Here is a 15,933-nt window from a genome sequence, read left to right on the forward strand (position 1 = left end):
TAGTACAAAGATTGGTTTAGCGTTGATCCTAAAAATTGATTCGTCCCGCTTCCTCGGTGTCAAAAATGCTAAAGAGATCGCCGAGCAATTGGAGGAGATAGTCATCACCGAACAGGTCTCCTCCGACACAAAACTACCCCCCATTAGAGCGCTAGCTCGAACGCTTAGTGTCTCTCCATCCACGATCGCAAGTGCCTACTCTGAACTTGAGCGACGGGGGCTAGCCAAAGGTTTAGGGCGTGCTGGAACTGTGGTGACTCGAAGAAATCGTGACCTTGGACGTGCTCGGGTATTTAGCATGGTGCCTACTCGTAACGAAGGATTAGCGCTCGATCTTTCAACCGGCTTTCCAGACCCTATACTGCTCGATGATCTACATCGCCGGGCAAAGGTAGAGCTAGCAACTACGACATCGTCAAATTTCCTACATCGCACTGTCTGTGATGAACTTCTAATTCAACTTATGGTGCTACACGAGGTGAAATCCAACGAGATAACAGTTGTCAATGGATCTCTAGATGCACTTGATCGCATCCTTGAGCAGACAACAACTCCCAGTGACCGTATTGTCGTCGAAGAACCCAGTTATCCACCGATCTTCGATCTCTTAGAGGTGCATAAATTGATCCCTATCCCTGTCAAACTAGACAGCGAAGGAGTCGAGCCTGACTCTTTAGCCGCAGCCCTAACGCGATCTCCGACAGCGATAATAGTGCAACCTCGATCACAAAACCCAACTGGTATCTCAATGAGTGCAACTCGCTACCAAGAACTAGCTTCAATCTTCGCCAAATCTGAAAAAGTAACAATCATAGAAGACGACCACTCCGGAGCCATTTCAACTTCAACGATAAGATCCTTCAGGGGCAAGGTCCCTAATCGTGTTATAAATATTCACGGATTTTCGAAGTCTCATGGACCCGATCTACGAATCTCTTCAATTGCGTCAGATTTTGAGACTATCAGCGCCCTCAATAGTCGTCGACGTCTCGGGCCATCTTGGACCTCTGAGATAATTCAAAGGATCCTAGCCAATCTCCTGAGCGATTCAATTGCAAACGAATCTGTCAATAATGCCCGAAAGACCTACGCTAAGCGCCTCAGCGACCTAGCCGAGGCGCTTAGGCAAGATGGAATCGAGATCTCATCCAACGATGGATTAAATGCATGGATCCCAGTGACATCCGAAGTAGGGGCCATCACAGACCTCGCACGCCAAGGAATCGTAGTTGCACCGGGGAGCGCATTTCATTTAGATCCGAACCATTTACCTCATCTAAGGGTAACCACGGCGGCCCTTACCGATCCCCCACTTAGCCTTCATATGGCTCTAAATGCATGGAAGGTGTAGACCCCTAAAACAAAAAGTTAGACCTTTATGCCTATGGCGACCCAACAATAAAGGTCACGAACCTTGGAAGAAGATCTTGGCAAAGAAAGAGTGACATCGATATCTATATTTGCATCTAATGGCTCGTGATCATTATCGCAAGCCAAACAAATAGTCCCTTTTATTTAAAGTGGCTCTTGTCAAGGCCACCATTTGCGCAAAGCACTTGCGGTCTGGCTTTTTTAATCCGCTTGGCCAAAGATGGCCAAAGTTAATCCAAGATCTACTCCAAGACTCTCCAACTAGAAGCTTTGGACGGAGTCACTAACCAAAGAGATCTCCGCTATCGGCAGGCCTATCTAGCCCTATATGTTGATACGCCAGAGCAGTAGGAACGCGGCCTCGCGGGGTCCTTGAAATTAGTCCACTCTGGAGTAAGAATGGCTCATAGACGTCCTCGATCGTCTCAGCGTCTTCACCTATCGTCGCTGCGATAGTCGTAATTCCAATCGGTCTTCCACCGTATCGGATACACATGGTCTCAAGAATAGTTCGATCGATCTTGTCGAGACCCATCTCATCGGCTCCAAAAAAGCTAAGAGCACGCCGGGCAGTTTCCATATCTATCATCTCTGCTTCGTTCACCTGGGCAAAGTCACGCACACGCCGAAGAAGACGATTAGCCAATCGGGGCGTGCCACGGGAACGTCTTGCTATCTCAATCGATGCATCTCCAGTAATCTTTAGATTCATAACGCCAGATGAACGTTGCACGATCTTAGTAAGCTCGGGAACTTCGTAGTAGCCCAGGCGCGCCACAAAGCCAAAGCGGTCCCTCAGAGGACCAGTTAGCATTCCGGTTCGCGTCGTAGCACCAATAAGAGTAAATGGTGCTAGGTCCAACCGGATAGAACGAGCCGTCGGTCCCTCTCCAATGAGGATATCTAACTTGAAATCTTCCATCGCTGGATAAAGCACTTCACCTGCAGATTTAGACATCCTATGGATCTCATCGATAAAGAGGACGTCACCCTTGTTGAGGGAATTTAAGATCGCGGCCAAATCTCCTCCGCGAACCAGTGTTGGACCAGAGGCGACACGAAATCCTGCGCCCATCTCATTTGCAACTATCTGGGCTAGCGAAGTTTTGCCGAGACCGGGCGGCCCCGCAAAGAGAATATGGTCTACGCTTTCGCCACGCTGAATCGCAGCCTGGATAACAACATCCAGGTGACCTTTAAGGTCTGGCTGACCAATAAATTCCTCAAGACTTCGAGGTCTAATCGCAGATTCAAGTGCCGAATCGCCAACTATTGCAGCTGGATTGGTTGCTTCGATGCGATGACCACGATCACCACCGCCAACGTCACTAGCGCCGACGACCTCTTTTCTCGGACTCATTTCGTGAGCTCCTTCAGTGCAAATCTCAGGGCCTGCTCGGAATCGAGATCTCCATCGATCCTCGAGAGCGCCCCTCTAATCTCCTTGGAGTCAAAACCAAGTGCCGATAGAGCCCCTTCAACCTCGTTTCGCACCCCAGCCGAGATGCTCAAACGCCGCACATTGCCTATCGAATCATCTCCAACTGCAGTTCGAATGAGGCCAACTTTAGAAGAAAGCTCTACCAATATCCGACTCGCTGTCTTTTCCCCGACTCCTGGAACCCTAGTCAGCATCGCGGTCTGTTTAGTCTCTATAGCCTCAATCAAATCGTCGACCCGCAAGGTGGAAACTATCATGGAAGCCATAGATGGACCAATCAGGCGAACATTAATTAGCGCTTCGAACAGATTTCGATCCGCCATTGACCCGAAGCCGAAGATCGTAATGGCATCTTCACGTACGACCGTTACACAATATAGTTCAACGTCCTTATCGACCGAGACCGAGACAAAGAGCTCCGCCGAAACCGAAACGAGATACCCAACCCCACCAACATCTACAACTATTGATCGGTCTCCAGCCTTTCCTCTAACCTTGCCACGTAATAGCGCTATCAACGAAGATCTCTACTTTCCTAGAATTAAAACTAACAGATGAAAATCGAGCTTCTGATTTGAACCCAACTAAGAGAGTACCAGAGCTCCGCCACCAGAGACATTTGCTAGATGACACATTCCAAGAGCTAATGCATCAGCGACATCTGGAGGATTTGGCATCTCATCTAGGTTAGCTAAAAGTTGTATCATTCGTTGAACTTGATACTTCGAGGCGCTACCGTGACCAGCTACAGCCAACTTTACTTCAGCGGCGCTATATTCAACGACTGGAACCCCTCTTTGGTAACAACACATATGCACTAACCCAACGGCCTGGCCAACGCCAAAGGCAGTCTTGGCATTCTTGCGAAAAAGGATCCTCTCGATGGCTACGACATCTGGAGAAAAATCATCCAAAAGAGAGACAAAATCCCCATGAAAGACTGAAAGGCGATGGCCCAAGATATCCTTGTGATCCGTAACAATAACCCCACCGCTGATCATATCGACTCCAGGTTGGATGGAAGAAGCTGGATTATTCTGAACAACACCATAACCACATCGCGAGAGGCCAGGGTCAATTCCAAGTACACGCATCCGCGCCCCCATCTGGGTTTTAGTCGGCAATTGGGATCGTAATCTACGAAAATAGGAGACCTAAAATTAACGTCCCGAAGATTTGGCTTCAGCCTCTTGAATAGCCTCCAAAAGAGCGCTGGTGGGCTTATACGTCAAGCCAGCCGTAGTTCGATGACAATATGAAATAATACCGAACCTGTCGATCACAAAGATGCTTCGCCGATAAAAGCCAAGTGGCCCTAGCACCTCATATGCCTTTGCGACCGCCTTATCGCCATCACTGAGAAGTGGAAAATTAATCCCATATTTCTCAGCAAAGTCGCTATGAACTTGAGGATCTTGAGGGGATACCCCCCAAACCATCGCTCCCAATCTCGAAAAGTCAGCCATTCCATCTGAATAGGCCCTAAGCTGAATAGAACATACTGGTGAGTGGTCTTCGGGGTAGAAGGCAAGCACCAATGGGGTGCCAATCATCTCAGATACACGATAACTCGCTCTAGGGCTCCCGTCTAGCGTAAAGTCAGGAGCCCTATCGCCAACACCAAGTGGCACTACGCCTCCACCAATTCAAGAATCGAATCTGGAATATCAAAATTTGCATAGACATTCTGCACATCATCGAGATCTTCTAGTGCATCGACGAGCTTTAGCACCTTGCGTGCATCCAACTCATCATTTAGCTCAATCGTAGCATTGGGAACCAGATCTAATTCGCTCGATGAAACTTTGAATCCTGCTGCCTCGATCGATTCACGAACCTCTTGAAGAAGATGCGGAGGACATAGCACCTGCCAGGAATCACCTAGATCAACTAGATCTTCAGCACCTGCATCAGCAGCTGCGAGCATCAGCTCATCTTCGTCTATGTCACGTGAGGTTAAGATTACGCCCTTACGCTCAAATTGCCAAGCAACCGCACCCGGCTCTGCCATGGATCCGCCGTTTTTGGAAAAGATTGTCCTGACATCAGGACCGGTTCGATTGCGGTTATCGGTAAGACACTCGATGATCATTGCAATTCCGCCTGGGGCATAACCCTCATAGGAGACAGCTTCGTACTTTACGCCTTCAAGTTCTCCGGTTCCGCGCTTTATAGCACGCTCGATAGTATCGAGTGGGACTGAGGCTTCGCGGGCTTTAGCAAACATCGTGCGAAGCGTTGCGTTCGAGCTAACATCACCACCGCCTTCGCGGGCTGCGACTTCAACTTGACGAATCAATTTTGCAAAGAGCTTGCCTCTTGCCTTATCTTGAGCACCTTTTTTGTGCTTTATGGTTGCCCATTTAGAGTGACCTGACATTTATTTCCACCTAGAGCCAAAACAACTAAACTCGAAAGTCATCCACGAATAGCTTATGCAGCCTTGAGTCGTTGGTAACCTCGGGATGAAATGAAGATACCAATACATTAGCGTTACGACACACAGCAGGGACGCTCTCAATACGATTTGGTCCAAAGTCATATGTTACACTCGCCAACACCTCGACTCCAGCTCCAACTCGAGTGACTACCGGAGCGCGAATGAATGCTCCACGCATTGGCGTATCAAGCCCTTTGACTTGAAGATCCGCCTCAAAGGAATCGACTTGGCGTCCAAAGCCATTTCTTCGAACCGAGATGTCAATACCACCAAAGGCAATTTGATCCGCCCGGCCATCATGGATCTCCTTAGAAAGCAAGATCATTCCGGCGCAAGTCCCAAAACAGGCACCTTGGTTTGCCAAAAATTCACCAATGGCCCCGAAGAGTCCTGAGGATTCCAAGAGCATCGATATCGCCGTAGACTCCCCACCTGGAAAAACCAAATGCGTAATGCCAACCATATCTTTGGGGAGTCTTACAAGCTTGGACGAGACATCGATTCGGGCAAAAGCCTCTTGGTGCTCACGGAAATCTCCCTGCAGCGCCAAAACACCTACATTCACCGCCAAGGAACTAGTTACCAACCTCGTTCGGCGAGGTGAACATCTACTTCGTCCATCTCAATACCCACCATGGCTGGGCCTAGATTTCTAGAGACCTTGGTCAATATTTGAGGATCCATATAGTGTGTTGTTGCCTCAACGATCGCGCGAGCGCGCTTAGATGGGTCACCACTCTTGAAGATACCAGAGCCCACGAAGACCGCTTGTGCACCCAATTGCATTACAAGTGCCGCATCTGCTGGGGTGGCAATTCCACCGGCACAAAATAGCGGAACCGGAAGTTCGCCTCGACGGGCCACCTCTTGCACGAGTTCGATTGGAGCACGCAACTCCTTAGCCCAAGCGTACAACTCGGAAGAGTCAGCTTGGCCAATCTTTCTTACGTCCCCCAGAATGGAACGCAGGTGACGAACGGCTTCGATTACATTACCAGTGCCAGCTTCGCCTTTGGATCGAATCAGAGCGGCACCCTCGGAGATACGACGAAGAGCCTCTCCAAGATTTGTAGCACCACAGACAAAGGGAACATTAAACTTCCACTTATCTATGTGGTGAGCCTCATCCGCTGGCGTCAAAACTTCAGACTCATCGATATAGTCAAGCGCCATCGACTGCAAAATCTGTGCTTCAACGAAATGGCCGATCCTTGCCTTTGCCATCACTGGAATCCCCACCGACTCCTGAATCTCAGCAATTAGTGCCGGGTCGCTCATTCGAGCAACACCGCCATCGCGGCGAATATCAGCAGGTACTCGCTCAAGAGCCATAACGGCTATCGCTCCGGCGTCTTCAGCGATCTTGGCCTGATCGGCGTTGACTACGTCCATAATTACGCCACCACGGAGCATCTCCGCCAAACCGGTTTTTACGCGTACTGTAGCCTTCTCCAACGATTCTTTTACGATCTCACTGTTGTCGTTTGACACTTTTATCCACACCTAAGCTCTTATCCAATGTAGACACGCCTACATTGGAGCACCACACTATGGATACTCATTCTAGTCCTAAAATAATAAGTTAGGATTAGCGACCACGGCTCTCAAACCAAATCGTCCGGACAATTTCACAAGAAAACCATCGAAGATGGAAATTTAATACAACGCCTATTGTGTCGTTGTAAAAGATGCACCAATAGGCGCAAAGATTACCCAGGTCCTACCGGGACGAAGTTTGACCGGTGTGCCACTGCTATAGGAGTAGTTTGTCGGTGAAACATTTGAAGATTTGGCCCATGTTGCAGCTCCTACATATCCACCTATTGCAATCTCAGCGTTACCATTTCCTACAATCATCCCTTCTGGAACTGGATTGCCAGCCGGATCCACAAATCCTGTATTGGCGTAGGGAATAAACTCAATTATCAAATTCGTCGCCGAGATGGGAGCACCCGTCGTATCCACTACGTTGGTGCCATTGATGGACTTGGTCCAATCGGACCCTGAGCGATGGTAGGTCCAAGTGTCAGTGGTGACGCCTGACATCGCGATAGTAATGCTTTTATTACGTATTGTTGCACCAGGTATTTTCAAGTGGGCCGAGCCATATTGAAACAACGGCTTAGCTGGAACACCGCGCCCATTTGCTGCACCATAGAGCGCCTTAGTGCTAGAGTAAAGATTGTGTGGCTCTGCTCGAGAGTAGTCACGCGTGTAGGCGCTACCTGCTACCATCGCACCAACGTCAACGATGCCGGTTGCTCGAACTTCCGAGACAAAAGTAGGTATTCCCCCGGAATAGGCAAGTAAACCCGTCGTCTGGGCGGCTAGAGCAACGTCGGTTCCACGCACAGATCGAATTGGCCCAACCGAAGGTGCATTTTGGCTTTGAAAGACTGCCATATACCGAGTGATTCCACCCTCAACGACCTCTTCATAGACGAGATCGGCTTGGTTGATTCCAGACTGGGGCCAAGCCTGGGGAGCATTGTCAATCTTGACCATTAGCGCCGGTCTATTCAACTTCGAGGCATCGGCTTTTGTTGCCGGCAATCCCGTCAAAGGAAAGGTGCCAATCGTAGCCGAAGTGGTGGATGTGGTCGACGTCGGTACCGCATTTGTAGTGGATGAGGAAGCAACGGAACTACCCGAAGATCCACATGCTGCCAATAACATTCCTGTGGTTAAGGCAATACCAACTAATATAGAACCACTTTTTGGCAAAGTCTTCTCCAATTCATCGACGTCATAATTAGCGTAATATCAAGTACGTCAAATCTGATTCAAAATCCCGACAGCTCAGCTATGCGTTGGTCCATCTCGATATCATCGAACTCTGGGATAAACCAAAATTGTGCAAACAATCGTCTCTCGGTATCCTTTGACGGTCTGACACTTATCTCTTCGGCACGTTCCATAGCTGAGATGAGGGCAGGTGGAAATCGGGTTATGGTAATACCACCAATGTCATTGGCGATATCGCGGCCCAACATCTCGTGACTATGAGCCGATGGAACAAAGCGTTGGGAGTATTTGCCCATCGTTCTTTGGAAGGCTCGTAATCGAGCTTCGTATTGAACTTGACCTGTTCGAATCTTGACCAATTCGCGAGCTATAATCGCCTCTAATTCCATGCGAGTCAGCAGTTCCAATGCACCAGAGGTGACCACAAAGGCACCTTGACGTCCGGGACCCACTATAGCAACTGTATTGATCTGAGGTTCATCGAGCAGATAGGCCCCAGGCATATCTATTCCGACTGTCGCCGACAATCCCTCCAGCAGCGATACAACACGAGGATGAAGATCGCCAGAGAGCTCGGTCAACCCGAGAAATCTTGTCTCGTCAGCACCTCCCTGACTGAATGAGACAGATCCAAAGACAAGAGAGCCCGCGACGATGATTACGCCGATCAAAAGGCCAATCTTGTCGGGAACGCCTACTATTGCGACCAGAGATCCAATAACAATGCCAAGGACTGCTCCCACAATCCCTGAAACAACCATGAAGTAGGTCAACAACTCCGCGGCCGCTGCCTTGGTGTCAAAACCCTTTACTCCACCCCAAAATTTGAATGCGCCCTGTTTAGACAACGCTAAAAACCTCACCTAGCATCAAGAAGCTTCGGAAATCGATTCTTCAAAGGCTTTGAGATACCTTAAAGCAAGATTATCAATTGAGTGCTCTGATGCTCTCTGTAAACCGCTAGATACTAGCCGCTCTTTCAACTTATCATCCTGTAAGACCCGATCAATTGATAACGCTAGAGCCTCTGGATCACCAGGAGCCACAAGCAGAGCCTCTCTATCCTTCCTGGCGACCTCTCTATATCCCCTGATATCCGATGCCACCACAGCACCAGAAGCTGCCATAGCTTCAAGAAGAACGACACCAAATGATTCACCAAAAAGACTTGGTGCAACAAATACATCGGCCGCCCGCATACGTGATGCGGCCTCTGCATCTGAAATTCTACCAAGCCAATCCACATTCGACAAATGAGAGAACTTTTTATGCAATACCGGAGTCTCAGGACCATCACCGGCAATCCAAAAGGTGGCGGGTGATCGGACTAATTCCACGCTACGCAAAAGAACCTCTAAGCCTTTACGATTCTCATGGCGTCCCAAAAAAAGTACCACCGGGGATTCTTTTGGCCAAATGGGGCCTGTTGAATATCGACCCAAATCAACGCCATTACCCAAGATCTCATAACTTCCGCCTATGACACGAGATGCTGTTTTAGCAGCCTCAGCTGAGACTGCGAAGCGCCGGGTAATCCTACGCGCCAGCGGAGACATCGCCCTGCCAAAGGCGAGATAAGCTAGTGACACTCCTTGGCGGTGGAAGGTGCCAACGATGGGAATCTCTACCGAAGCCAACGTAACCAAACTAGGACCAGGCGCAAGGGGCTCATGTAGGTGGACGACGTCATATGAGTAACTCCTCAATTCGTGACGCAACTTAGCCATTGTCGAGGGGCGCAGGCCAGTAGGCGCAATCGAGCCATTTGCACGAAGTCTTAGCGAAGGACCCAAACAGACCATATCGTATGGAGGAATCAAATCGTCACAGGGGGCGAATAGTTCCACCTCGTGACCGTGTGCACGCATCGCCAACGTTAGGCCTACCACCTGAGATTGAACACCCCCAGGAAAACCAAGGCTATATGGACAAACTACTGCAACTTTCACTCAAAATAGGTTAGGCCACACTCTGGCTAATAGCTACCCTCAATTCCTGGCAATTACGCTGCCCAGTTATTCATCCCTCAATTGCTCAGATAACGCAATCTCAGCCAAAACCTTCCTTAGCGCTATAGCTCCAACAAAAATATCAATTGGTGGCTTCTGATCTACCAGAGCGGACTCAAAGTACCAATGTGGGTGCGCTTTGGCGACTCAACAAGAACTTCAGATCGTGGCATTCATGGGCCGTCGCCCCAATCGAGATCGAAATAGTCATCAAAAAGGCTATGGAGAACCATCGAGCACCCCTCTTCAAGGAGATACCTTCCCGAGGGGTAAATCGACGAACTCGAGGCAATTATTAGTCTCACACAAATCGCCGATTTGAAAAATACCCTAATCTCATCTTCCGCAAGCATTTTCCAATAGAAGATAGGCTGCAACGGCGAGATCAAGCTTCTCGAAGCACCAATAATGACCTAATTTCCCCAGAGTTACAGCCAATCGAGCCATCTAACAACTTCAAAAAGACACCTAGATAAGAGTGAAAATAGACCTTATCAATAAGAACGCGGAGTATAAACCTCCCAAAGGCTACGACATCGCTAAATTGGCCAACCATTTCAGGAGAACATTACGGAATTAGCTCTTTAACAATTTTAGATTTTTAGCGCTATATGGCTTGGTCGTCTAAGGGTAAAAACCTCTAACTGAATCAAAATAGACGACCATTAATAATTGACTTTTAAACTACTATGGCCACTGCTAAACAACCATCAATACAGGATCATTTGTAATTAAATCTCAAAAAATCAAGGGTGAAATATAACCCATAGTTGACCTACTATCTAATTTGGATTCTCAAGTCATATTATCGCCAGTGCTATCGCTTTAAAAATAGATCCAACGCTAACAGATAGCAATAAGAAACCGCATCGATCGACAACAGCATAACACCTAAAAATATCCCAATCGTAAAAAGCAGGGTGCAGAAAGGCTAAGCGTGGAGACGGATGTTAGGAGCCTGCGCTAGAAGTTTTCTCTACGATACAATCTTACCGCTAGGTCAGGCATCTTATGAAACCATAGCCCAGAACTTCGCTCCTGCTAGACACATCAAGCCACTTAGAATCACATTTCAGTGCGCAAAAATCACCGTTAGAACCTGATATCCTACGAGTACATTAGCACTGTTATACAATCAAGTAGCGAAAACCAAACCATGTTTTGGTAGGCCCGTATCCAAATAAAGTATCCCAATATCCGTGTTATCTATGGCTTCGAATAACCATGCTATTCATCTCTAGTAATATCGAAACATTACAAACAATAGCTATTATACAATCGAAGTGATCAGCAAAATTAAAATAATGAGCTTACTTTGTAAAGCCCATTATTTGAGATTTAAATTGTCAAAGAGGGGTTGAAAAACGTGCCACTGCTCTGGTGCTTGGCTAATCAAGGTCTCAAAAGCATATGCAATCTCTTGAGTTAAACGTTTTGCATCGCTTCGGAGATTGGTGCGCTCGCCCACCTTTATTTCAGGCAACATTCGCATGCAATGGCCTCCATTGGCCTCCATAAAGACGGCAGTTGGAAGTAGCGGCGCTCCCGTGCGAAGCGCCATTATTGCAGGCCCCAGTGGCATTGAGATCTTTCTAGAAAAAAAATCAACCTCAACACTTGAAGCGTCCAAAGAGCGGTCGGCCACGATCGCTACCACCTCATTTGCGCGAAGAGCGGCAACTATCTTTGGCATCGGATTGTCATCGTGGCGAATTGGTTTCACGCCAAATCGAGTCCGAAGTTCTAAAAACCACTCATATAACTCTTGAGGCTCAAGGCCCTCAACAACTGCATTGACGCCAATGCGATCCGTATCGAACCAAGCCGCGCCAAAGTCCCAATTGCCAAGGTGCGGAGCAACTACAATTGCTCCTCTTCCTTGTGCGATGGCTTCGTACAGGCTCTCCATTCCCTCAGACCGGCCGTGAGACAATATCATAGATCGTGATGCTGTGCCCATCTTGAATGATTCAAACCAATACTGGGCATAAGATACAAAAGACCTAGCAACAAAGGCTTCCAAGTACACGCCCTGTGTCCCCACGACAGGTGCAAGGTTATTTCTCACCACCAAGCGTCGCTTTGGATTGGCTAAATATGCTAGCGACCCGCCAAAAACTCCAATTTTAGAGCCCAATTCAAATGGAATCACTTCAGCTATGGCGTTGGCAATCTTATAGCCAAGCAAAAGCCCTCTGTCTTTGAAAAACTTCTGAATTTCCATCAACCTTCGATCAACAATGGAGAGTTCTCATCCAAAGATCCCTATCACCACTGGCCGCCAAAGCCAGCACTACCAACGGAAATTTCGGATCCACAAACAAAGCTCCAGCTTAAGCTCATCTTTGATGAAAACGAAAGACCCTGCTCTTTTGATCTATCAACGGTCAGCCAAAGTGGATTGTCGTGGAACTAACGAGCAAAAGGCTAAAAGGAGTTAGTCGTGGAACTTTGAAGTAAACCATCGTGAACGATCTGCATTTGCCTGGCTAACTCTAACCCTATGGCTTCTGCGGTTATCAGCACGATGACCACGACCACTACGAAAACGCTCTTTCAAAGACGTCTCCGAGAGACGCTTACGAGATTGATACGATTGTCGGATACGTAGCTTAACCCTGTTATCTCTATTGGATGCTTGAGCCCAAACCTTGATAAATCTTTGAAAGACAGTAACCACAGAAAGAACAAGAACAAGCCACAATATAGGAATCAACAAAGGTGGAATCAAAATCCCCACCATCAATAAAACGAGGCGCTCAGCGCGTTCCATGATCCCGCCCTTGGCATTGAATCCAAGAGATTCGGCTTTGGCTCGCTGATAAGAGATCAAAGATGCGCTCCCGTATACCCCAAATGGCAAGATGACAAGATAGGTATGATGGCTAGCGATAAAGTAAAAAGAAAGGCCAACTGTTATCATCAAATCGCTGAATCGATCCGATACCGAGTCGAAGAAGGCACCGCGGGCTGAAGAGGTTCCTCTGGCTTTAGCAACAGGTCCGTCCAAAAGATCAGGTACCGATGAGGCCACCAATGCTATGAAAGCTATGAAAAGATGCGACGTTGCTAAAAGAGCACCCGTCACGACTGACATTACCACACCTGTTAGCGTCAAAATATCAGCCGTAATACCGATACTAGCTAGCGCAATTCCAACAGGTTGGGTTCTCCGATCAACTTGTGACCTCAGATTCCCATCAAACACTTTAGAATTCTCCAATTTTGAGATAATTTAGTGCGATCTTATCTCAAGAAACCTAAGACCCACCAACCATTGCTTTCATCTTAGGCCATTTCGAAGTAAATTAGCACCCTATGTGGCAGATGTCTTAGTTACAAAAGTCACCTCCAATTCTTGGAATCGAGGTTCGCTTTCTGATAAGTTCTCAGGTACGGAGGTGTTAGGCGCTTGAAGTTTATGGATCAAAGAGTTGGAAAGAGACCGAAAAAAAAACCAGCCATCCACTTCCGCAGATAATCAGTAACTCTCAAAACGCTCCCAATAAGACGCTTTGAAAATGAGGCCATGGGGCATATATCCTCATGGACCAAGGAGGTGGTTGGATTGAACCCGACAAACTCGGAGAAGATCCGAAATGTTGCAGTCGTCGGCCAGACAGGTTCAGGCAAGACTAGTCTCGTAGAAGCTATCTACCATCACATAGAAAAGACCTCACGCAAAGGGCGTATCGAAGATGGTAACACAATTAGCGACTTCGAAGCCGAAGAGATCAAGCATAAGCACTCTATAAGCCTCTCTTTGGTAACCCTCAACTATGGCGGATACAAGATAAATCTCCTGGACACCCCTGGAGTGGTCGACTTTATTGGAGAGGTGCATAGTGGCCTTGGCGGCTGTGATATGGCACTCTTTGTCGTCTCCGCAAGTGAAGAGATCACATACGACACAAGACGAATATGGAATATCGCTGCAGCAAACTCCATCCCGAGGATGATCTTCATAAATAAGATGGACAAGGATCGCGCCAATTTTGAAGATACGATAGATGCATTGTCCCTGGCATTTGGGGCCGGGATCGCTCCAATCGAACTCCCAATAGGAAATGGCCCCAATTTCGCGGGTATCATTGACCTATTCGACGAGACTTCTACCTCATATTCTGCTGGGTTACCTACCATCTCTGAGATCCCAGCAGATATAGCCATTACCGAACACCGAGCTCATGATCTCCTCGTCGAGGGAATCGTAATTGCAGACGACTCTGCAATGGCTGCATATCTAGAGGGTGAAGTACCGCCAAAAGCCGAATTAGAAGAGCTGATGGCCCAAGGAGTGGCCAAGGCACAAGTCTTTCCTGTAGTTGTGGGCTCCGCCACATCCCAAATTGGAATAGACCGACTAGTCACCTTCCTCTGTGAGATCGCGCCACCACCAAACCCCAATACAAGCGACGCCCTTGGCCTTCAAACCTTTAAGACCTATTCGGATCCTTTTCTTGGCCACCTCAGTCTTACTAAGATCATCTCAGGAACGCTCAAGGTCGATAGTGAGTGCTTCAATCACAGATCAAACGCCACTGAAAAAATCCATTCCTTCTTCAGCCTGGTAGGTAAAGAACATCTAAATTTAGCTACGGCTTCAAGTGGCGACATAGTCGCTATAGCAAAGCTGGGATCGCTAAGGACCGGCGACTTTTTAGGAACACCAAACTCCTCGGCCCCTAGACAGCTACTTGAATTTCCAAAACCTACCCTTTCATACAAGGTAACACCGGCTGCTAAAGCTGACGAAGAAAAACTCTCGCTGGCCCTATCTAAGATTATCGAAGAGGACTCAACTTTAGATATCCATCGAGATACACGATCTCATGCCCTAATTCTCTCTGGAATCGGTGAGTTGCAACTCACAACGGCACTTGAAAAAGCACAACGAAGATACGGCGTCAAAGCAACATTGAGTCCTTGTGACGTAGCGTACCTGGAATCTCTGGCGGGAAACTGCGAGGTGGAGGGAAAGTACAAGAAACAAAGCGGAGGTCACGGGCAATTCGGAGTCGCTCGCCTTCGATTTGGCACCAAGGAGATCGGTGGTGGCTTTAGCTTTCACGACGAAATCGTTGGAGGTTCTATTCCTCGCCAATTCATCCCAGCGGTAGAAAAGGGTATTGTTGATGGTGCAAACACCGGAGGTAAATACGGGTTTCCTGTAGTAGATTTCGAAGCACACCTATACGATGGCGCCTATCACAGCGTGGACAGCTCGGAGATGGCCTTCAAAATGGCTGGTTCGATCGCCCTTCGTGAGGCGATCGAACGCTTAGGAACTGTTGTCCTCGAACCTATATCGCAGATAAAAGTTTCAATTCCTCCACAGCTCCAAGGCGAGGTCCTTGGAAATCTAAACTCCCATCGAGCAAAGGTTCTAGGTAGCGACCATGACCAAGCAACTGGAAGATTCATTATAAGTGCAGTTGTGCCCACCAACGAACTGATGACCTATTCAAATGAATTGCGTTCGATAACAGCAGGACAAGGTGAGTTCGATGCGACCTTTGACCACTACGAACCACTTCCCAAGGCTCTCTACGGGAAGTATCTTACCTAAAGATATCGGTCTTTTGCCAAGGAAGCGGTGACGCTCAAAGTCGCTCATCGATAACGGCATCTACAAAGAACTAATTCACACAGAACCCTGACAAACAATAAGGTCCCAAGGCTCATCTACACTATAACTCTTGGGACCTTTTCAATAGGAACCGAGCTTGCTTTTGTTATTTGCGACACAACATCTGAAGTGGATCTGATTAATCAATTGAAGAACAGAAAACGAATGCCTCCGACTTATTTTCTGGACCAATCTGTTATTGTTTGCCGCCCTAGTGATGCTACATCCAAATAATTGCTGGATTGCCAACCAATCAATCGAAAGATTCGAAAGAGGCTCGGTCTACTGCCTAGCGACC

14 protein-coding genes are annotated in these 15,933 nt (G+C 47.9%); 2 read left to right on the forward strand and 12 right to left on the reverse strand.

The annotated features are described in order from the left end of the window. Positions 1–22 precede the first annotated feature (22 nt). Positions 23–1,351 (forward strand): aminotransferase-like domain-containing protein, encoded by a 1,329-nt coding sequence (locus tag ACIDITHRIX25_RS94400; RefSeq protein WP_201733076.1) that lies wholly within the window; start codon positions 23–25, stop codon positions 1,349–1,351. Between the two features lie 303 nt (positions 1,352–1,654). Here the strand turns inward: ACIDITHRIX25_RS94400 and ruvB are convergent, their stop codons facing one another. From ruvB to ACIDITHRIX25_RS94460, 12 genes are all read right to left on the reverse strand, one after another. Beyond that, positions 1,655–2,731: a Holliday junction branch migration DNA helicase RuvB gene (ruvB, locus tag ACIDITHRIX25_RS94405; protein WP_201733077.1), complete on the reverse strand. Its 1,077-nt coding sequence runs from the start codon at positions 2,729–2,731 to the stop codon at positions 1,655–1,657. Then, positions 2,728–3,330, reverse strand: a complete 603-nt coding sequence (gene ruvA, locus ACIDITHRIX25_RS94410; RefSeq protein WP_052604731.1) for a Holliday junction branch migration protein RuvA — start codon at positions 3,328–3,330, stop codon at positions 2,728–2,730. The genes ruvB and ruvA overlap by 4 nt, the downstream gene beginning before the upstream one ends. 66 nt (positions 3,331–3,396) lie before the next feature. Next, positions 3,397–3,906 (reverse strand): crossover junction endodeoxyribonuclease RuvC, encoded by a 510-nt coding sequence (gene ruvC / locus ACIDITHRIX25_RS94415; RefSeq protein WP_052604732.1) that lies wholly within the window; start codon positions 3,904–3,906, stop codon positions 3,397–3,399. 66 nt (positions 3,907–3,972) lie between these two features. Next, positions 3,973–4,443 (reverse strand): peroxiredoxin, encoded by a 471-nt coding sequence (locus ACIDITHRIX25_RS94420; protein ID WP_052604733.1) that lies wholly within the window; start codon positions 4,441–4,443, stop codon positions 3,973–3,975. Further along, positions 4,443–5,192, reverse strand: coding sequence for a YebC/PmpR family DNA-binding transcriptional regulator (locus tag ACIDITHRIX25_RS94425; protein WP_052604734.1), 750 nt, complete (start codon positions 5,190–5,192; stop codon positions 4,443–4,445). The genes ACIDITHRIX25_RS94420 and ACIDITHRIX25_RS94425 overlap by 1 nt, the downstream gene beginning before the upstream one ends. Positions 5,193–5,217: 25 nt before the next feature. After that, positions 5,218–5,817 carry a pyridoxal 5'-phosphate synthase glutaminase subunit PdxT gene (gene pdxT, locus ACIDITHRIX25_RS94430; protein ID WP_235347610.1) on the reverse strand — a complete coding sequence of 200 codons (600 nt, stop codon included), beginning with the start codon at positions 5,815–5,817 and terminating at the stop codon, positions 5,218–5,220. A gap of 14 nt (positions 5,818–5,831) precedes the next feature. Then, on the reverse strand, positions 5,832–6,743 hold the full coding sequence (pdxS, locus tag ACIDITHRIX25_RS94435; RefSeq protein ID WP_052604807.1) for a pyridoxal 5'-phosphate synthase lyase subunit PdxS: 912 nt from the start codon (positions 6,741–6,743) through the stop codon (positions 5,832–5,834). Between the two features lie 177 nt (positions 6,744–6,920). Then, entirely contained in the window at positions 6,921–7,976 is a 1,056-nt protein-coding gene (locus ACIDITHRIX25_RS94440) for a DUF3048 domain-containing protein (protein ID WP_052604735.1), read from the reverse strand. Positions 7,977–8,035: 59 nt separating this feature from the next. After that, positions 8,036–8,845, reverse strand: a complete 810-nt coding sequence (locus tag ACIDITHRIX25_RS94445) for a M48 family metalloprotease (protein ID WP_052604736.1) — start codon at positions 8,843–8,845, stop codon at positions 8,036–8,038. A 21-nt stretch (positions 8,846–8,866) separates the two neighbouring features. Continuing rightward, positions 8,867–9,946 (reverse strand): glycosyltransferase family 4 protein, encoded by a 1,080-nt coding sequence (locus ACIDITHRIX25_RS94450; protein WP_052604737.1) that lies wholly within the window; start codon positions 9,944–9,946, stop codon positions 8,867–8,869. Positions 9,947–11,333: 1,387 nt separating this feature from the next. Further along, positions 11,334–12,230, reverse strand: coding sequence for a lysophospholipid acyltransferase family protein (locus ACIDITHRIX25_RS94455; protein WP_201733078.1), 897 nt, complete (start codon positions 12,228–12,230; stop codon positions 11,334–11,336). 213 nt (positions 12,231–12,443) lie between these two features. Further along, positions 12,444–13,214, reverse strand: coding sequence for a CDP-alcohol phosphatidyltransferase family protein (locus tag ACIDITHRIX25_RS94460; protein ID WP_052604740.1), 771 nt, complete (start codon positions 13,212–13,214; stop codon positions 12,444–12,446). A 360-nt stretch (positions 13,215–13,574) separates the two neighbouring features. On the opposite strand from ACIDITHRIX25_RS94460, the gene ACIDITHRIX25_RS94465 reads away from it, so the two are divergent. Next, positions 13,575–15,575, forward strand: a complete 2,001-nt coding sequence (locus ACIDITHRIX25_RS94465; protein WP_160291731.1) for an elongation factor G — start codon at positions 13,575–13,577, stop codon at positions 15,573–15,575. The last annotated feature ends 358 nt before the right edge of the window (positions 15,576–15,933 follow it).

Source organism: Acidithrix sp. C25 (assembly GCF_904848545.2).

Bases quoted from the DNA above. Each gene is read 5' to 3' on its own strand.
- ACIDITHRIX25_RS94425 (WP_052604734.1), bottom strand. From the start codon at position 5,192: ATGTCAGGTCACTCTAAATGGGCAACCATAAAGCACAAAAAAGGTGCT.
- ruvB (WP_201733077.1), bottom strand. From the start codon at position 2,731: ATGAGTCCGAGAAAAGAGGTCGTCGGCGCTAGTGACGTTGGCGGTGGT.
- ACIDITHRIX25_RS94455 (WP_201733078.1), bottom strand. From the start codon at position 12,230: ATGGAAATTCAGAAGTTTTTCAAAGACAGAGGGCTTTTGCTTGGCTAT.
- ruvC (WP_052604732.1), bottom strand. From the start codon at position 3,906: ATGCGTGTACTTGGAATTGACCCTGGCCTCTCGCGATGTGGTTATGGT.